This window comes from Microbacterium barkeri (assembly GCF_027921765.1).
In the GTDB taxonomy this organism is placed as follows: domain Bacteria; phylum Actinomycetota; class Actinomycetes; order Actinomycetales; family Microbacteriaceae; genus Microbacterium; species Microbacterium barkeri.
In genome coordinates this window covers 223,830-242,053 of the sequence record NZ_BSEJ01000002.1, presented here as the reverse complement: position 1 = coordinate 242,053, position 18,224 = coordinate 223,830, and the positions used below count along the sequence as shown (strand labels likewise).

Genomic DNA, 18,224 nt, shown 5'->3' with positions numbered 1-18,224 from the left:
CCGGTATTCCCCGACTGATCGGGGTGTATCTCTGATCAGAGCATTGTGGGGGATCGTTTGTCGGGGACTGTCATTGTCCGCATAGCACAGCGGAAGGACGCCTCGAAGGACGTGCGTGTGCGCGGGTTCCGGGCCGACATCGAGGGACTGCGAGCGATCGCCGTCGTCGCCGTTCTCATCTACCATCTCCGGTCCGGTTGGCTGCCAGGCGGCTTTGCTGGCGTCGATATCTTCTTCGTGATCTCGGGATTTCTGATCACCTCGCACCTGATCAGGGAATGGGCGTCTCGCGGCCGGATCTCTCTCACCCGGTTCTACGCCCGACGCATGATCCGGCTTGTCCCTGCAGCCACCCTCACCCTGGTCGCGACGGCGGCCGCTACCGTGTTGTTCGTCCCCCGGTACCTCTGGCAACAGATTGGTTTTGACATCGCGGGCGCCGCGGCGTACATCGTCAATTGGGTCTTCGCGGCCCGATCGGTCGACTACCTCGCCGAGGACGCAGTCACCTCGCCCGTGCAGCACTTCTGGTCCCTCGCGGTCGAGGAGCAGTACTACCTCATCTGGCCGTTGCTGATCATCCTTGCCGGGATGGCAGCGACCAAGCTGCGGCTTCGCACTCGTGTAATGGTCGTCTGTGCGGCCGGCATGGTCATCACGCTCTCGTTCGGCGCAGCGCTCCTCGCCATCGCCGCCGGCGATGCGACCGCGTATTTCTCGACCCTCACCCGTCTGTGGGAGCTTGCGGTGGGCGCCACCGTGGCGGCTGCCGCTCCGGTGCTGTCTCGCGTAACGGGAGTCGTGGCGGGGTTCGGATACGCCGCGGGCATCGCACTCATCCTGATCGCGCTCGTCGTCGTCACGGGCGAGGCGGACTGGCCAGGCCCCCTGACACTTCTCCCCGTCTTGGGGACGGCGATGGCGATCGCGTTCGGCGGAGCGGGCACGGTGGTCGAAAAGATCGTCTGCGTGAAACCGCTCGTATGGGTCGGCGGGATCTCCTATTCGCTCTACCTCTGGCACTGGCCGATCATCGTCATCGCGGGCTACGTGTTTGAGCGCAACAGTGTCGCTGTCGCGCTGGCGTGCGCCACGCTTTCGGTCTTGCTCGCCTGGCTGTCCGTGCGGTTCTTTGAGAACCCGATCCGCTTCTCGACGTGGGCGAGAGGCCGTTCGCGCAACGGCCTGTCTCTCGGGCTGGTCATGGGGGCGGCGTCTGTGGTCCTGGGCCTAATATTGTCGTGGTCATCGTCGGACGGCTCGCTGCGGGCACCAGAGGGCGCTGTGCCACAGGGCGCGGCCGTTCTGGGACCTGTGCCCACGGAATCAGCGAGCAGTGAGCTGATGGTGGAGCCGGCTTGGGTACTCCCCGCACCGAACAAGGCGACGGAAGACGTCCCGCGGCTATACGCTGACGGCTGTCAGCAGGATCAGTTCTCCGCAGAGGTGCTGCGTTGTACGTACGGCGACACCGAGGCTGATCGTACGATCGCCATCGTCGGCGATTCGAAAGCGAACCAGTGGCTTCCCGCCATCGATCTCATTGGGAAGGACGAAGGCTATCGGGTCGACGTGATCACCAAGTCGGCTTGCTCGTTGTCCGACGCGCCTGCACGGAAGAGCGGAGGCGCTTATCCTTCCTGCGACGAATGGAATGACAACGTCGATCGCGAGTTGGCGGAGCTTCGGCCTGACGTCGTGCTCACCTCCATGGCGAGTGCTCGCGCCCATGTGAACGGCACGGAGGCGGAAGCCCGACGTGTGATGGCGGAAGGCCTCGCGGCGAAGCTGGCCCACATCGAAGAACTCGGCAGCGACGTGATCGTCATCGCCGACACCCCGCACCCGCCTTTCGCCGTGTACCAGTGCGTTGCTGAACACTCGGACGACGTACTGGGATGCGGGTTCGCGCTTGCTCCCGCTCTCGAGTTGAGCGCGGTGGGCACGCAACGTGCCGCGGTCGAGCAGCTCGGGGGAACCGTTCTCGAACCGGGCACGTCGGCCGCGGAGCCTGCCGGGACGCGGAGTGCTGCCGATTCGCAGGCGCCGACCATGATCGACATGACCGACGTCATCTGTCCGCCGTCGACTGCACAGAGCTGCCCCGCGGTCATCGGCAATGCGCTCATCTACCGTCAGGGGTCGCATGTCACCGCGACCTACGTCGAGACGATGACGGAGCACCTGCGCGACGTGCTTGCCGAAGCCGGCCTCGAGGTCCGCTGACAGTAGTGCACGGGACGATGTTCGATCTGGTTGCCGTGATGGGACGAGAACTTCCCGGAGGACTTCTACCGCGTCCGCTCGAACCAGGAGATTCTCGTGTCTCACGCTAACGCGGCGCTCACCCCGCGCCAAAGGCTCCGCCTTGCCCAGAAGATCGTCGACGAGGAGTGGACGGTCGCCGCGGCAGCGGACTACTTCTGTGTGTCCTGGCCGACGGCCGCGGAGTGGGCGCGACGCTGCGTCGAGCTCGGTGAGGCGGTGATGGCCGACCGGTCCCCGCACACCCGGATGCGCATCCGAACAAGAGCCCGACGCACCGTGTGAAGAAGATCGTGCACCTGCGGATCCGCAAGCGCTTTGGGGCCGGTTCAGATCGCCGAACGCGTCGGATGCCGGCCTCGACCCTCCACGCAGTGCTGAAGCGCTGTCGACTGAACCGGCTCTCCCGAATCGATGAGCCTTCGGCGCAAGGTGCGCGCCGCGTTGGCGTGAGACACGCGAACCTCCTGGTTCGAGCGGATGCGGTAGAAGTCCGCCGGGAAGTTCTCGTCACATCACTTCAACCCGATCAATCAACGTCCCCGTGCACTAGAGCTATATGTCCGCCGGGCGTTCGCGCAGGTCGGCCCTAGGCCCGCGAACTATGCTGGGCAGACCAGACCACGACATCCACGAACCGGTGGGTCGTGGTCTCCGGCCGAGCCCAGGAGTCGCGCAACACCATGAGCCCGAGGAATCAAAGCGAGTCGTCTCGCACCGACGCCACCCCGGTGCCCAGACAGAAGGCGTCGCGTCGCAGGAAGCTCCTCCGACGTTGGCTCGGGTGGGGGATTCCGATCTTCGTGCTCGCGTATCTTGCCGTGCTCGGCGTGAGCGCGTTCATGGCGAAGAACGCCCTGGAAGATGTCATCCCGCTCGCGGGACAGGTGCAGGACAAGGTCGCCTCGGGCGACACCGCGGGTGCTCAGGCGCTCGTGGGTGAGGTCGCCGAGAAGACGCAGGCCGCGCGCACGAGCACGGGCCACATCCTCTGGCGCGGTGTGGAGTGGCTTCCCGTGGTCGGCGACGACATCCAGTCGGTGCGGCTCGCGGCCGCAGCGGCGGATGACCTGGTGCGCGAGGCCCTCAGGCCCTTCGCGGGGGTGGATGTCACCGCGATCGGGCCGAAGGACGGCGCGGTCAACCTCGACGCCGTCCGCTCGCTCGCCGAGCCGATCTCGCAAGCGGCTGTCGCCACAGAGAAGGTGCAGATCGACCTCTCGGCGATCGATACGGCCACTCTTCTCCCACCTGTCGAGTCGGCGGTCGGTCAGCTCACGGGTGCTGTCGGCGCGCTGTGGCCGACGCTTGTACGGCTCGATGATCTCATGCCGCATCTCCCGACGATGCTCGGGGCTGACGGTCCTCGCAAGTACATCGTTATCGTCCAGAACAACGCTGAAGCTCGGACTACTGGCGGAAACCCAGCTTCGCTGATGATGCTCACGGCGGATCAGGGGCGCATCTCGATCTCGCAGCAGGCGGCATCGACTAATTTCAACAATGACCGGCCCGAGCCGATTGTCGACCTCGATCCGGGGACGGAGGCTCTGTACGGGACGCGCGTCGGAAAGTTCATCCAGGATACGACGATGTCGCCGAGCTTTGACGAGACGGCGCGACTCGTGCAGGCGTTCTGGCAAGAAAAATACGGCGATCCTGGCGTGGGCGTGCTCTCGCTCGACCCCGTTGCGTTGAGCTACATCCTCAAGGCGACCGGAAGCGTGGGCCTTCCTGACGGAGAGCAATTGACGTCGGAGAACGCGGTGCAGCTGTTGCTCAATGGCGTCTACTTTAAGTATCCCAACCAGAGCCGCGAGGACTTCGCTGCGCAGGATGCGTACTTTGCTGCCGCTGCAGGCGGCGTCTTCGACAAGATCACAAGTGGTTCGGCCGACATCGTGAAGCTCGCCCAGGCGTTCGGCAAAGCCGGAGCGGAGGGGCGCATCTACTTCGCCTCGACCGACCCTGTCGAATCAAAGGCAGTGCAGGGCACGACCCTCTCGAACCCACTGCCCGCCGACAACGAGGACGCGACTGCGCTGGCCGTGTTCGTGAACGACACCACAGAGGGCAAGCTCGACTACTACGCCGATATGAGCATTGAAGCGGCAAGCGACGTCTGCGAGACGGAGGAGGCGCCTACCTTTACGACGAAAGCGACCTACAACTACACGTTGCAGCCGGGTGAGGTCGCGGGTCTGCCTGCGTATATCTCGACGGGGCGCTACTACGACCGCGGTGTGAAAGCCACGGACCTGGTCTTCTACGGCCCGGTCGGCGGTACGTACGTGTCCGCGAAGGTCGACGGCCAGGACTACGTGCCAGTTGCCGGGACGATGGACGAGGGACGGCCCGCGGTCCGAGTGCTGATCGAGAACCAGCCAGCTACGTCTCATACGATCGAGGTCACCTTCGCCGGGGCCGAGGGGCAGGAGTACGGGCCACTCGACGTCGTGCACACGCCTCTTGTCAAGAAGGTGCCGGTCGAGACCTCAACTCCGGGCTGCGAGTAAGCGGCGGGCGAGCGCCGTCATGACGGCGCTCGCCGCGACCACTCCGGCCGCCATGGGTAGCGCACGGTAGACGAAGAATGCATGCCACGTGGAGTGGCCCGACAGCGCCTCCAGCCACACGATGGCCAGGAGTGCAGGCGCAGCTAGCAGTGCCATCCGCCGTGCAGCCAAGCGATCGTGCGTGCGCACTAGCGTGACGACAGCCCAGGCGAGAAGACCCAGAACCGCGAGCGCGACAGGTAACGCGGTCGGAACGTCGAGCCAGAACCCCGCATTGATCTTGGTTGCGGCGCCGGGGCCGCTCGGCAGATCAATGGCGTCGTCCGTCCCGCTGGTCCAGCGGCTGACCTTGCCCGAGAGCTCGTCCCACGCCACCGCCCCGCTTGCGAGACCGATCATCCACCGCGCGGCCCAGGTCGCACCGTAGCCGGCAAGCCAGCTGACTGTCGCAGCGATGAGAGCTTTCGCTCCGCTGCGACGCGAGCTTGGATGGGACTCCAGGCGCACTGCAACGGCGCCGAAGACGAAGAGCATCCACGCGATCGGCGGATTGTGAAGGAAATCGACGAAGACGAACAAGGCGCCCGCGACCATGCCTCCGGCAGCGATCGTCCAAGAGCTTCGCGCGCCGACGGTGAACCCGAGTGCACCACCGAGCAGGGCGATCGAGAACTCGATGAGATGCGAGAAGCCGGTCGTTGACTGCGTCATGAAGTTCGTCGACACGAGAACCGGAGTCAGCAACGCGATCGCGGGGAGGATTCCGATCCGTCGACGTGCGACGACGAGCAGAATGGCGACCGCGGCGCCCACGAGCAGCACCGCGGCTATCCGCACTGCGCCAATCCCCCCGAGGGCGAGAAGCGGCCGCGTCAGCACGGCGAACCCGCCCCAGTACCGCCCGTACGTTCCCTCGATGGCCGGTATGCCGCCCGTGCTTAGCGCCTTAACACCCGCCACTGCCGGCTCGCAGCTGCCGAGGTGTGGGAAGGTCAGTGCCGACCAGAGAGGATCGATTGCGGTCGCCGTGTGAGAGGAGAGCCCCGCTGTCAGGACGATGCAGTCCGTGTACGCGTCTGAGAGCCCGCGGTGCGAGATCCCGTCAGACGGGTGGTCGGCGGTCGTCCAGAGCCCGTCGGCGATGTCGGTTGCGAGCTCGCTGTAGATGAACACCGCGGGGATCGAGTGCGCGAGCACGAGGAGCAGCAGGAACAGAGCCTGAAGCCCGACGAACAGCCCCGCAACCGCGAGGATCCAGCGCCAGGCCCCTATGGATCCGGAAAGAGCAGCTCGGACTGTGCGCATGGGTGGAGGGCCTTCGAACTGAGGATGTTCTGCGTGCAGGTCGTCGTGCACTTCTCTCCGAACCTACCTGCCCGGGCAGGAGAAGCGCTCGCCGATACGTGCTGCCGCTCCCATCCTGCCCGCGCGGCGCGCCATCCGCTGCCTCAGGCATCCGCTCAGACGTCGGCCCATAGGATCGAGACCACAGCTTCAATAAGGAGACACCGGTGAGTGGTCTGATCGTGCACGAGTGGCTCTCGCCCGCAGGCGGGTCGGAGAACGTGTTCGAGGCCATCGCGCAGGTCTTCCCCGAGGCGGAGCGCTGGTGCCTGTGGAATGATGCCGGCGACCGGCTGCAGCCCGTCCACGAGACCGTCCTCGCACGCACGCCGCTGCGAGGGCGCAAGGCGCTCGCCCTTCCGTTCATGCCGACGGTGTGGCGTCACCTCCCTGAGCGCGACGCCGACTGGGTGCTCGCGAGCACGCACCTGTTCGCGCACCACGCGCGCTTCGGCGGCCCGGCACGCGACGTGCCGAAGCTCGTCTACACGCACACGCCGGCGCGCTATATCTGGGTGCCCGAGCTCGACGGACGAGGCGACAGCCTGCCCATCCGCGCGGTGTCGGCAGCGCTGAAGCCGCTGGACCGCAAACGCGCGCAGGAGCCTGTCGCGATCGCGGCGAACAGCCGCTTCATTGCCGACCGGATCGCCGACGCGTGGGAGCGCGAGTCGGAGGTCATCTACCCGCCCGTCGCGGTCCACGGCTTCGGCGAGGAGCCCGACCTGACGGCGGCCGAGCAGGATCAACTCGACGCGCTGCCGGATTCGTTCATCCTCGGGTTCTCGCGCTTCGTGCCGTACAAGCGCCTCGATGCGGCGATCGCCGCCGGCCGCGCTTCCGGACTGCCGGTCGTGCTCGCCGGATCGGGGCCCGACGAAGACCGGCTCCGCACGATCGCCGACGAGACGTACCCCGGCGCGGTGACCTTCGTGCACCATCCGTCGAATCCGCTGCTGACCGCCATCCTGCAGCGCGCCTCGGCGCTCGTCTTCGCGCCCATCGAGGACTTCGGGATCATCCCGGTCGAGGCTATGGCGGCCGGCACGCCCGTGCTCGCGAACGCCATCGGGGGAGCGGTCGAGTCGGTGCTCGATGGCGTCACGGGGGCGCACGTGCACGACTGGGACTCCCCGTCGGAGCTGCGCGCGGCGGTCGACAAGGCGCTCGCCTCGTCGCCGGCGGAGTGCCGGGTGCGCGCACAGCGGTTCGGTGAAGACGTCTTCGCCCGCGAGATCCAGGGGTTCGTCGAGCGGAACGTGTGAGGAAGGGGCGCCGGAGCGCCCCTCCTCGCCTACGCCCGGTCGTGGATCGTGACGTGGTAGCCGTCGGGATCCGCGAAGGTGAAGGTGCGCCCGAACGGGCCGTCGATCGGTGCGGAGACGATCGTGTGACCCGCATCGGCGAGCGCGTCGTGGATCGCCTGCGTGTCGGTCGCGTGGAGCCAGATCGCCGTGCCGATGCCCGGCTGCGCGGCCGACTCCAGGTCGGTTCCGGGCACGATGTCGCGCAGGGCGAACGCGATCGGACTCGTCTCGAAGACGACGGCGTGCGGCGGCCCTGCGGGTGACCGCACGAGACCGAGGTGCTGCTCGTAGAACGCCTGCGACGTCTCGAGGTCGCGCACCTGCAGGGAGATGAAATCGGGGCCGGTGACGGGCATGTCTGCTCCTTTGTGTCAGATAACTGACAAGGAGGCTATGTCAGACTTCTGACATGAGTCAAGATGTGATCGATCTCGAGACATCCCTCGGCTATCTGCTGAAGGAGGCGTCCTCCGCGCTCCGTTCGGCCATGGAGGCCGTGCTCCGACCGCTCGGGATGACGGTGACGCACTACGCCTGCCTCGAGCTGCTCGCGCAGCGGCCGGGCCTGTCGAACTCCGAACTCGCACGCGGGGCGTTCGTGACGCGTCAGTCGATGAACGTGCTGCTGCAGACCCTCGAGCAGGACGGCTCGGTGACAAGGCCGGCGGAAGCCCGCGTGGGGAGGGCGCTGCCCGCGGAGCTCACCCCGCTCGGCCGGGAGCGCCTCGAAGCGGCGAGCACCGCCGTCCGCGCGGTCGAGGACCGGATGGTCGGCGGGATGACCCCGCAGGAGCAGGAGGCGGCGCGGTCTGCCCTGCGGAGCATGATCGCGGCGCTGACCGGGCGCGGCGATGCGGAGCGTGCCGAGGAGCCGTGACGGCCGGGCCCCGGCCATCCGAACCCTCCCGCATAGGCTGGGGCGCATGGCCCGGACCGAGCGCATCGTGTGGATCGACGCGGCCCGCGGCATCTGCGTGCTCGGCGTCGTGCTCATGCACACGACGCTGTCGAGCTACCTCGGGCATCTGCAGCCCGGAGCATCCACGGGCTTCTGGTCGTGGTTCATCGACGCGATGACGCCGTTCCGCATCCCGGGGCTCGCGATGCTGAGCGGCCTGCTGCTCGCCCGACGGATCCGTCACGGATGGTCCGACCGCACCGTGCGCGTGTCGGTCGCCTCGTCGTACTGGCTCTACGCGGTGTGGCTCCTCGCGTTCGCGCTCTATGCCGGGCTCGTCGGCGCGTACGTCTGGACCGGCCCGCTCGGCGGGACCGGTGCCATCCGCTGGGACGCGTACCTCAACGAGCTCGTCCTGCCGAAGACGCTCCTCTGGTACGTGTTCGCGCTCGCCGTATGGACCGCCCTCCTGGCGACGCTGCGCAGGGTCGACCCCGCGCTCGTCCTCGTGACGCTCGTCGTCGTGTCGATCTGCAGCCACTACGTGCCGGTCGCCGACAACAACGACCAGTACCGCAACCTCATGCGGTACGCCGTCTTCTTCGCGATCGGCGTCTACGGATCGACGTGGCTGCGCGAGCGCGTCGCGTCGCGGCACCTCCCGTTCGCGCTCGGCGCGCTCGCCGTATACCTGGGCGCGGGCGGCATCATGGCCATGGGGGATCCGCACGTCGGCGCGGTGCTGTCGGTGCCTCGCGACGCGGCCGCAGCCATCCTGCTCCTGCTGCTCATGGCGGTGATCTGCCGGGTGCGGCCCGTCGGCCGGGCGCTCGCGTGGATCGGGCGGCGGACCCTGCCGATCTACGTCCTGCACGGACTCCTGCTCGAGCTGCTGTCGCGCGTGCCGAACTGGGGTCTCGTGATCGACCGCCCGGTCATCCGCTCGCTCGCGCCGCTGCTCGTGACGCTCGCCATCGCCATCCTGTCGGTCGCGGTCTACGAGCTCGTCATGCGCACACCCGCGCGGGTCGTGTTCGAGCTTCCCGCGCCGGCGAAGCGCGCGCTGCTCGGAGAGCGGTAGGGGCGTTAGGCGCGCCGGGGTCAGGCCTGCTCCTGCTCCGCGAGCCACGTGAGGACGGCGCTCGAGACCGACGCCGGATCCTCAAGGGGTGCCAGATGCCCGACCCCCTCGAGCTCGACCACGGAGGGCCGACCAGGCACAGCTGCCTGAAGCTCATATGCCTGCGCGACGGGCAGCCAGGGATCACGCGATCCCCATCCGATGCGCGTCCGACACCGCACGGCGTGCAGGCGCGTCACGAGCGGTCGCGTGTCGGCCGGGTCGAGAGCAGCGATCTGCCGGTAGAAGGCCGGTTGGCCATCCGCATCGAGCCATGGCGCCGCGAGCGCGTCGAGCGCGGACGGCGGCAGGCGGTCGCCGATCGCACCCGCGATGTACTCCTTCACCAGCGCGGCGTGAAGGGCCGGCGGCAACTGGGCGAACACGCCGGCATGGTCGGCGACGAGGCGGAAGAACGGAGAGCCCCAGGGGTCGAGCGTGACCGCATCCCAGAGGAACAGGCTCCCGTAGTCGGTGCCGCGCAGCAGATGCGCCCCGAGTGCGACGGCGCCGCCGATGTCGTGCGCAACGACGTGCGGCGCGAGGAGATGCCAGTGGTCCAGGAGAGCGACGAGGCGCTCGGCCTGAGTGCTGAGGTCGAGCGAAGATCGGGGAAGCGGCGCGCACGGTCGGCGTCGAGGTGCATGTGCTCCGGCACTGGAACGATGTCGGCGTGGTGGTTCCCGATCGCACGCCCACAGGGCATCGCGAGTACACCGATGAGCACATTGCGCGGCTGCGCATCGTGCAGGCCTGCCAGCGCGTCGGGATGAGCCTGCCCGAGGTGCGGCTCATCCTCACACGCAGCGAAGCACGCCGGAGTGAGGTGATCGAACGGCGGCTCGAGTGGATCCGGGCGCAGCGCGCACAGCTGGCTGACGCCGAGCGGTTCCTCACGCACGTCATCGAGTGCCGGCACGACCTCGTCACCCGCTGCGAGGACTGCGCGCAGTACTCCGCGCTGGTGCCGCGGTTCGCGAGCCGGCCGTAGGACGACAGAATGGAACCCATGGCACAGGTCGCGATCGACACCCGGTGGGATGGCATCGCCGGCATCCAGCGCTACTCGCGCGAGGTGCTCCCGCGGCTGACGACGCCGTGGCAGTCGCTCGGGCTCGACGGTGACCACCTCGCCCCGCTGGATGCGCTGCGCGCTGTGCCGCGCGATCGCCTCCTCTACTCGCCCGGCTACAACGCCTTCGTGCGGGCGAAGCGGCAGCTCGTGACGCTGCACGACCTCATCCAGCTGCAGACGCCGTGGCCCGGGCGCGCGAAGTACCTCGCGTACTACCGGCTCGTGGTCCGCCCGGTCGTGCGGCGGACGGGTGTCGTGCTCACGGTCTCCGAGACGTCGAAGGCGCTCATCGACGAGTGGCTCGACGACGACGCGGTGCGGGTCGTCAATGCGGGCATCGGATGCTCCGACGCCTTCCGCGCCGACGTCGAGCCGGCCCCGGGCGATCCGTACCTCATGTACGTCGGCAACCTCCGCGCGCACAAGAACGTCGAGGTCGTGCTCGACGCCCTCGGGCGCGTGCCGGATGCGCGACTGCGGATGCTCCTGCCCGCGCGCGAGCACGAGCAGGCCGAGCTGATGGCCGCGGAGCGCGGCATCTCGGCTCGCGTCGAGCTGCTCGCGGGGATCGACGACGCCGCGCTCGCGCGCCACTACCGCGGCGCGGCGGCGACCGTCATGCCGTCGACCCTCGAGGGCTTCGGCCTTCCCGCGCTCGAGAGCGTCATGACCGGCACTCCCGTGCTCTTCTGGCGCGGGTGCGCGGCGGTCGCCGAGACGGTGGGCGATCGCGGCCTCGCCGTCGAGAACGCGACCGACGTCGAGGAGTGGGCCGGCGCCATCCGCTCGGCCCTGGCCTCCCCGCGTCGCGTCGATCCGCCCGCGTCGGGATACGACTGGGACGCGACCGCGCGCACGATCGACGCGACGCTGGGGGAGCTGAGGTAGAGGCGACTACTGCAGGGCGCGGAAGTCCGCGAGCCATCCGTAGCCCGGTGCGGACATCGCCTGACCGCGGGGCTGCACCGTCAAACCCGCGTACACGCTGTTCAGCAGCCACGGTGCCTTCGTGGCACTCCACTCTGAGGTCATCGACGGGATCTGGACGAACCCGTACGTCGCGACGGCGAGCCGTCCGGTCGCGCGGAGCCGTTCCATCACATCGCGGAGCAGGTGCTTCTTGCTCTCGTACCACGGGCTCATCGACAGAAGGTCGTTCCATTTGTGCGAGGGGAACGGGTTCTCGATCGCCTCGCCAATGACCTCCCACGTCGGGGTGTCGCGGTCGTAGCCGTACCGGTCGGCGAACAGAGCGGGAACAGGGTCTGCCATGTGCTGCTGCCAGTACCAGACGAGCGAGAACTCCGTCATGAGGAACGTCTGATCCTCGCGTAGGCGCGGAAGCGTGTAGTCGAGGAAGGAGTCGATGCGCGACTCATCGGGCACGTGAGGGTGCAGGTCGACCCCTTCGATCTCCGGGGTCTCGCGGGCGAACGCGAGGAAGCGCTCGACCGCGGGCGTCCGATTCTGAGGGAGGTCGAGGCGATTGAGCGCGCCCATGTACAGGTGCGTCGAGCAGCCGGCTCCGCAGAGCCGCTCACGGGCATCGATCACGTGCCGTGCGACGGTCTCGTAGAACACGTTCAGCCGTTCGTCGCGCTGGCTGGGCTGGCTCTCGATGAACGGCTCGTTGCCGATCGTCACGACGTCGACGGCGCCGAAGACGAGCGGCAGCACGCGATCGAGTCGCTCCAGCTCGTGCGCCATCTCCGCGCTTCCGGGTTCGGGGAAAGCAGCGCTCTGCTTCGGGAACTTGAGACTGAGGATGGTGCGGTGCCCGCCGGCGTCGGCATCCAGGATCGAGCGGATGGTCGGGCTGTCGGCGGGCGGGATCCTGTCGGCCTCAGGCAACGTGTAGAACCCGCGGACCCACTCCGCGCGCGCCGCGGCCAGCTCGACCTCGTTGAGCCGATCGAGGTTCTCGTTGTAGTTCGCGCCCAGAGCGCCGAGCGGTGGGAGAGGTTCCGTGCCGCTCGCGGCGCCGGCCGCTGCCGCGTGAGCGGGCGCGCCGACGGCGAGCGTCGCGACGACGGCCGCCGTCGCGACGGTGCGCCGGAACCGGGGAAGGGCGGTCGCCATCGAGGGGCGCACGAAGCGCGCGCGCATCAGTCGCGCCCCCGTCGTCGCTCGGCATAGAGGCGGCCCCCTTCGGGCCCTGTCCACTCCATCCGCACCACGCCCGGCACGGCCGCCTGAGCGACCCGCGTCGGGTCTGACCAGTAGCCCGCGGCGGGGTTGCGGAAGAACGTGGCCCACACCGTGCCGTCGTGGTCGGCGAAGAGGTTGTTGTGTCCTGCCCCGACGCCGGCGGTCCAGCGAGGGGAGTAGGGGCCCTCGAACGCGTCTGCGACGGCGACGATGGCGTCGTACTGGTACTGCGCGCGACCGGGCGCCGGTGTGTCGTATGCGTAGCGGACGCTGCCGTCTGCGGCGATCGACGAGCGGTTCCACGCGGCATGCAGCAGGTAGTACCTCCCTTCGTGCCGGAACACGTAGGCGCCCTCGAGATACGGTTCCGGCGCATACGGCGTCTGGGCGAATCGGGGCAGGGAGGTCGTGGGGACGATGTCCTCCATGTCGTCGCGGAACCGCGCGTACTCGTCGTTGTGCAGCACGAGCCACGCATCGTCGCCCTCGGTGTACAGGCTGCCGTCGATGTGGTGATAGGCCCCGGGCTCGATGAAGGCGGGGCCTCCTGCGACGGGGTCGCCGAACGGCTTCTCGACGTTGCCCTGCACGAGCCGGTACGGGCCTTCGATGCCGCCCTCGCTCACGAGCATGAACGAGCCGACCTTGCGGGAGTGATCGCCCATGCACGCGACGATGTACCAGGTGTCGCGGAAGTAGTGCACCTCGGGCGCCCACACCTGGCCGCGCTTCCCGAATCGCGCGTCGTGCCAGTACTCCTGCCAGGGTGCGACGACCGTGCGCCCCGGGCGGTTCTCGTCGACGAACTCGGGCGACCACACCTTGCCGCGCTCTGCGCTCGGGCGCACCGCGCTCGTGTCGACCAGCCGCCACGGGCCACGCAGCGAGGGCGCGGTCCAGACGAAGATCCCGTCGTTCCACGGCGCAGCCCGATCGAGGCCGGGGACCTTCGTCGTCCCGGTGGCGACGTAGAGCGGCCTGCCGTTCACGACGAAGCAGTTGACGTAGGTGTCGCGCATCCACACGTGCTCGTCCTCGGCATCCCGAGGGCGGCGCTCGAGAGGCAGGATGAAGGAGTTGTCGTCTCGCGGCCAGAGGTCGACGCGCGTGTCCGCAACGCCGTAGGGCTGCGGGTCGGGCCAGTTCGACGGGTAGCGTCCGCGGGGCGGCGCCTCTGTGGGCGACGCGGATGCCAGCGCCGTGGCCGACGTCGTTCGGCTCGCTGCCGCGGCGGGCCCGCCGGCGGCGAGCGCCGCCGAGGCGACCGCGCCGCCCACTCCTGCGAGAAACGCGCGCCGGTCCACGCGACAGCCGTGCTGGGGGTCGTTCATCTTCGAACCTTCCTCATCACCGAGGAGCCGGGGAGCCCGGCCCGCGAGCCGTCCGCCGGCCCGCGCCGGGAACGCTACGGAGGTCGATTTTCTCCGTCAACGGTGCGTCAGAAAGACGTGCGGACGCGTTCTGAAAGGACCTCTGCAGATTCCGAAACTTTTTCTGTCGGATTCTTGACGGAAAAATTCGGCGCTGGGAGCGTGGGCTGCATGTCGATGACGACGGGAGTGCACGCCCTGGTGAGGCGGACCCACGAAGAGCGCGTTCTGGCCGCGCTGCGTGCGCACGGTGCCCTGAGCCGCGCCGAGCTGGCGAAGCGCGTCGGGCTCTCGCGCACGACGCTCTCGGAGATCACCGCGAGCCTGCTTCAGCGCGGCGCGATCATCGTCGCGGACACGGACGCGGCGGTGCGCTCGGGCAGCGGCCGCCCGGCAGAGCGGCTCGCGCTCGACCCCGCCTCGGGCCAGTTCCTCGGGGTCGATTTCGGTCACCGGCGCGTGCACGTCGTGGTCGCCGACGCCTCGCACGAGGTCATCGCGGAGGGCGTCGAGCGGTATGCCGACGACCTGCCGTGGGCCGAGCGGCTCGCGATCGCGTTCGCGCTCATCGAGCGCGTGAGTCTCGAGACCGGGGTCCACTTCGGAGCCCTCCAGGCGGTCGGCATCGGCGTCCCCGGGCCCTACACCGGCGCGCGCGGCGGCATGCCTGTCGTCAGCTGGAAGAAGCAGCTCGCACCCGAGGGGGTCGACGTCGCCTTCCTCGAGCGCTTCGGCGCTCCGGTGATCGTCGACAACAACACCCGCCTCGCCGCCCTGGCCGAGGCGATCTCGCGGCCCGACGCCGTGGACAACCTCGTCTACCTGCGGCTCTCCGACGGCGTCGGCGGCGGGCTGGTCATCGCCGGCCAGCTCGTCACCGGCGCACGGGGGTTCGCTGGCGAACTCGGCCACGTCACCGCAGACCCCACCGGCGCGCTGTGCCGCTGCGGCAAGAGGGGATGTCTCGAGACGATCGCGTCGGTGCCGGCGATCCTGCGCGCCTGCCGCGACGCCGGTGCGGACGTGCACACGCTCGACCACCTGGCCCATGCGGTCGCCACCGGCGACCCCGCGGTCGACGCCGTGCTCCGAGACGTCGGCTCGACGGTCGGCCGGGTGCTCGGCGCCGCCGCGATGATGCTCAACCCGCGCGAGGTCGTGATCGGCGGCGAGATCGTCCGCGTCGCCCCCGTGCTCGTCGAGCAGGCGGCGTCGACGCTCCGATACGAGCTCCACTCCATCCCCTCCGACCAGCCGCACATCGTGCGGGCCGCGCAGCTGCACGACAGCGACGGTGCGCTCGGCGCCATCGCCGCGATCTTCCATCAGTCCCCCCTCCTCGCCGGATACCCCGACCCTGCGTCCTCCGGCGAATCGGTTCCACAGCAGCAAAGGAGCGCCCTGTGAACGCCCACTCACCCGTCCCGACCGGAGGGAGCAGGCCATGACCGAGGCGAGAATGACGACCGGCCCCTCGCGAGCCGAGATCCAGCCGCACACCATGAGCACCTCGGCGGTGGCCGAGAAGCTGCCGCCGTCGAGCCCGAAGCCATCGCCGTTCGCGCGTCCCCGCCTCTCGAAGCGCAGCAGCCTGCTCATCCTCAACGCCGTGTCGATCGTGGGCGGGATCGGCCTGTGGTGGATCCTCGCGCTGAGCGGCTTCCAGTTCCCGACGCCGCCGCAGGTCGTCGCCAAGGCGGTGCAGCTGTGGCAGGCGGGCATCCTCCAGGAGGACATCCTCGCCAGCCTCGCCCGTGTGCTCACGGGATTCCTGCTCGGCTCGGCCGCCGCCATCCCCGTCGGCTTCCTCATGGGCTGGTACACCGTGGCCCGCGGCCTGGCCGAGCCCTGGATCCAGTTCTTCCGGACCATCCCGCCGCTTGCCCTGCTTCCGCTCGTGCTCGTGCTGCTCGGCATCGGCGAGGTCCCGAAGGTGTTCGTCATCTTCCTCGCCGCGTTCCTCGCGTGCGTCATCTCGACGTACCAGGGCGTCGTCAACGTCGACCGCACGATGATCAACGCGGCGCGCGTGCTCGGGGCGAAAGACGGCACGATCTTCCTCAAGGTCGTCGTGCCGGCGTCGACTCCGTTCATCCTCGTCGGCATGCGCGTCGGACTCGGGTCGGCATGGGCGACGCTCGTCGCCGCCGAGCTCCTCGCCGCGCAGGCCGGGCTGGGGTACCGCATGCAGCAGGCCCAGCTCTACTACGACCTCGCGACGATCTTCGTGGGGATCGTCTTCATCGGCATCCTCGGCCTGGTGATGGATCGACTGCTGCTCTTCGCCGAGAACAAGCTCACCGGATGGCAGGAACGACGATGACCACCACCGACTCCACCGCCAAGATCTCCGTCCGAGACATCCGCAAGACCTTCGAGCTGAAGGGCGAGGAGTTCGTCGCCATCGAGCGGGTGAACCTCGACATCGCGGACAACGAGTTCGTCACGGTCGTCGGCCCGTCGGGCTGCGGCAAGTCGACGCTCATGAACATCCTCGCGGGGCTCGAGGCGCCGACGGCCGGCCAGGCCCTCGTCGACGGCAAGCCCGTCGCCGGGCCGGGGCCCGACCGCGGCGTGATCTTCCAGCAGTACGCGCTCTTCCCCTGGCTCACCGTGCGAAAGAACGTCGAGTTCGGCTTGAAGGTCGCGGGCCTGCCGAAGGCCGAACGACGCGAGAAGGCGGACTACTTCATCCGGATGGTCGGGCTCGAGCAGTTCGCGGACGCACTGCCCAAGATGCTCTCGGGCGGGATGAAGCAGCGCTGCGCCATCGCGCGCGCCTATGCCGTGAACCCGTCGATCCTGCTCATGGACGAGCCGTTCGGCGCCCTCGACGCGCTCACCCGCGTGAAGCTGCAGGAGCAGCTGCTGGGCACCTGGAGCCGCGAGAAGCGCACGGTGATGTTCATCACGCATGACGTCGACGAAGCCGTCTTCCTCGCCAACCGCGTCGTCGTGATGGCGGCGCGCCCCGGGCGCATCTACGACGTCATCGACGTCGATCTGCCCTATCCGCGCACCGAAGAGGTGCGCCTGAGCCCTGAATTCCGCGACCTGCGCAACCGCGTGTGGCACGCGGTGTACCACCAGGAGCCCGGCGTCGTCGCCGGCTCCGCGTCGCACTGAAGACCGACCCCATGAAGGGAACTGCCATGCGTTTCACCCGGAAGATCGCCGGCGCGACCGCCGTCGGCGCCGCTGTCGCCCTGCTCCTCACCGCGTGCACATCCGCCGACCCGGGCGATGGGGGCACTGCGCCCGAGGCCGAGAGCGAGTACGACGACGTCATCGACGTGAACTTCGGCTACATCGCCGATTTCAACGGCACGAGCCTGCTCGCGATCGCCGAGGACCAGGGGCTCTGGGCGAAGTACGGCCTCGATGTCACGGCCACCTCGTTCACGAACGGACCGCTGCAGATCCAGGCGCTCGGCACGGGGGACCTCGACTTCGGCTACATCGGCCCCGGCGCCTTCTGGCTGCCGGCGTCGGGACAGGCCAAGATCGTCGCGATGAACACGCTCGGCCAGGCCGACCGTGTCGTCGCGCAGGCGGGCATCGACTCGATCGAGGACCTCGAAGGCAAGACCGTCGCCGTGCCCGAGGGCACGTCTGGGGACATGATCCTCACGCTGTCGCTCGAGAAGGCGGGCATGACGAAGGACGATGTGAACCTCGTCCCGATGGAGCCTGCGGCGATCGTCGCGGCACTCTCGTCCAAGCAGGTCGACGCCGCGGGCTTCTGGTACCCCGCGCTCGCGACGGTGAAGGCACAGGTGCCCGACCTCGTCGAGCTCGCGAAGAACTCCGACTTCGACGACGTCGCCTTCCCGACCGCGTTCGTGGCCGGCAACGACGTCGTCGCAGACGAGCCGGAGAAGATCGACCGCGTGCTGAAGGCCCTGCGCGAGGCGATCGCGTACCGCGCCGACAACGTCGACGAGGCGATCGTCCTGACCGCCGAGTTCTCGGCCCTCGACCCCGCTCAGGTGGAGGCCGACGCGGGCAACGTCGAGATCCTGTCGCTCGAGGACATCGACCAGTACACCGAGGACGGCACCATCGACACGTGGCTGACGACGATGGTCGACTACTTCGTGGAAGCCGGAAAGCTGTCCGACCCCGTCGACCCCGCAGAGTTCTACACGGGCGACCTCTTCCTCGAGGCCGGAGAGTGAGCG

At 68.5% G+C, this 18,224-nt stretch carries 17 protein-coding genes; 12 read left to right on the top strand and 5 right to left on the bottom strand.

Annotation, left to right across the window (positions count from 1 at the left end; all coding sequences use genetic code 11):
* Positions 1-117 precede the first annotated feature (117 nt).
* The 3 genes from PKE79_RS04280 to PKE79_RS04270 all read left to right on the top strand — a co-directional run bounded on the left by PKE79_RS04280 (position 118) and on the right by PKE79_RS04270 (position 4,781).
* Positions 118-2,226 (top strand): acyltransferase family protein, encoded by a 2,109-nt coding sequence (locus tag PKE79_RS04280; protein ID WP_271172416.1) that lies wholly within the window; start codon positions 118-120, stop codon positions 2,224-2,226.
* Positions 2,227-2,322: 96 nt separating this feature from the next.
* Positions 2,323-2,550, top strand: a complete 228-nt coding sequence (locus tag PKE79_RS04275) for a leucine zipper domain-containing protein (protein ID WP_271172415.1) — start codon at positions 2,323-2,325, stop codon at positions 2,548-2,550.
* A 446-nt stretch (positions 2,551-2,996) separates the two neighbouring features.
* Positions 2,997-4,781 carry a DUF4012 domain-containing protein gene (locus PKE79_RS04270; RefSeq protein WP_271172414.1) on the top strand — a complete coding sequence of 595 codons (1,785 nt, stop codon included), beginning with the start codon at positions 2,997-2,999 and terminating at the stop codon, positions 4,779-4,781.
* Here the strand turns inward: PKE79_RS04270 and PKE79_RS04265 are convergent.
* The gene (locus tag PKE79_RS04265; protein ID WP_271172413.1) at positions 4,761-6,137 is read right to left on the bottom strand and encodes a hypothetical protein; all 1,377 of its coding nucleotides are present in this window, start codon (positions 6,135-6,137) and stop codon (positions 4,761-4,763) included. The two genes, PKE79_RS04270 and PKE79_RS04265, sit on opposite strands and share 21 nt — an antisense overlap.
* Positions 6,138-6,292: 155 nt before the next feature.
* Between PKE79_RS04265 and PKE79_RS04260 the strand changes: the two genes are divergently transcribed.
* Positions 6,293-7,390 carry a glycosyltransferase gene (locus PKE79_RS04260; protein WP_271172412.1) on the top strand — a complete coding sequence of 366 codons (1,098 nt, stop codon included), beginning with the start codon at positions 6,293-6,295 and terminating at the stop codon, positions 7,388-7,390.
* A 29-nt stretch (positions 7,391-7,419) separates the two neighbouring features.
* On the opposite strand, the gene PKE79_RS04255 is transcribed toward PKE79_RS04260, so the two are convergent.
* On the bottom strand, positions 7,420-7,788 hold the full coding sequence (locus PKE79_RS04255) for a VOC family protein (RefSeq protein ID WP_271172411.1): 369 nt from the start codon (positions 7,786-7,788) through the stop codon (positions 7,420-7,422).
* Positions 7,789-7,841: 53 nt separating this feature from the next.
* On the opposite strand from PKE79_RS04255, the gene PKE79_RS04250 reads away from it, so the two are divergent.
* Together PKE79_RS04250 and PKE79_RS04245 are read left to right on the top strand one after the other, a co-directional pair.
* Positions 7,842-8,309 (top strand): MarR family winged helix-turn-helix transcriptional regulator, encoded by a 468-nt coding sequence (locus PKE79_RS04250; RefSeq protein ID WP_271172410.1) that lies wholly within the window; start codon positions 7,842-7,844, stop codon positions 8,307-8,309.
* A gap of 46 nt (positions 8,310-8,355) precedes the next feature.
* Entirely contained in the window at positions 8,356-9,411 is a 1,056-nt protein-coding gene (locus tag PKE79_RS04245) for an acyltransferase family protein (RefSeq protein WP_271172409.1), read from the top strand.
* Positions 9,412-9,431: 20 nt separating this feature from the next.
* Here PKE79_RS04245 and PKE79_RS04240 read toward each other — a convergent pair whose 3' ends face one another.
* Positions 9,432-9,836 carry an alpha/beta fold hydrolase gene (locus PKE79_RS04240; protein WP_271172408.1) on the bottom strand — a complete coding sequence of 135 codons (405 nt, stop codon included), beginning with the start codon at positions 9,834-9,836 and terminating at the stop codon, positions 9,432-9,434.
* Positions 9,837-10,090: 254 nt separating this feature from the next.
* On the opposite strand from PKE79_RS04240, the gene PKE79_RS04235 reads away from it, so the two are divergent.
* Positions 10,091-10,441, top strand: a complete 351-nt coding sequence (locus PKE79_RS04235) for a helix-turn-helix domain-containing protein (RefSeq protein WP_309299960.1) — start codon at positions 10,091-10,093, stop codon at positions 10,439-10,441.
* A gap of 18 nt (positions 10,442-10,459) precedes the next feature.
* Positions 10,460-11,413 carry a glycosyltransferase gene (locus tag PKE79_RS04230; RefSeq protein ID WP_271172407.1) on the top strand — a complete coding sequence of 318 codons (954 nt, stop codon included), beginning with the start codon at positions 10,460-10,462 and terminating at the stop codon, positions 11,411-11,413.
* 6 nt (positions 11,414-11,419) lie between these two features.
* Here the strand turns inward: PKE79_RS04230 and PKE79_RS04225 are convergent, their stop codons facing one another.
* Positions 11,420-12,631 (bottom strand): hypothetical protein, encoded by a 1,212-nt coding sequence (locus tag PKE79_RS04225; protein WP_271172406.1) that lies wholly within the window; start codon positions 12,629-12,631, stop codon positions 11,420-11,422.
* Positions 12,631-14,004, bottom strand: a complete 1,374-nt coding sequence (locus tag PKE79_RS04220) for a family 43 glycosylhydrolase (RefSeq protein ID WP_271172405.1) — start codon at positions 14,002-14,004, stop codon at positions 12,631-12,633. The genes PKE79_RS04225 and PKE79_RS04220 overlap by 1 nt, the downstream gene beginning before the upstream one ends.
* Positions 14,005-14,214: 210 nt before the next feature.
* On the opposite strand from PKE79_RS04220, the gene PKE79_RS04215 reads away from it, so the two are divergent.
* Genes PKE79_RS04215 through PKE79_RS04200 form a run of 4 tightly spaced genes read left to right on the top strand, consistent with a single transcriptional unit; the run spans position 14,215 to position 18,221 of the window.
* Positions 14,215-15,450, top strand: a complete 1,236-nt coding sequence (locus PKE79_RS04215; protein ID WP_271172404.1) for an ROK family transcriptional regulator — start codon at positions 14,215-14,217, stop codon at positions 15,448-15,450.
* A gap of 37 nt (positions 15,451-15,487) precedes the next feature.
* Complete coding sequence (locus tag PKE79_RS04210; RefSeq protein WP_271172403.1) at positions 15,488-16,366, top strand: ABC transporter permease; 879 nt, start codon at positions 15,488-15,490, stop codon at positions 16,364-16,366.
* Entirely contained in the window at positions 16,363-17,169 is an 807-nt protein-coding gene (locus PKE79_RS04205; protein ID WP_271172402.1) for an ABC transporter ATP-binding protein, read from the top strand. The genes PKE79_RS04210 and PKE79_RS04205 overlap by 4 nt, the downstream gene beginning before the upstream one ends.
* Before the next feature lie 26 nt (positions 17,170-17,195).
* Positions 17,196-18,221, top strand: a complete 1,026-nt coding sequence (locus PKE79_RS04200; RefSeq protein ID WP_271172401.1) for an aliphatic sulfonate ABC transporter substrate-binding protein — start codon at positions 17,196-17,198, stop codon at positions 18,219-18,221.
* Positions 18,222-18,224 lie beyond the last annotated feature (3 nt).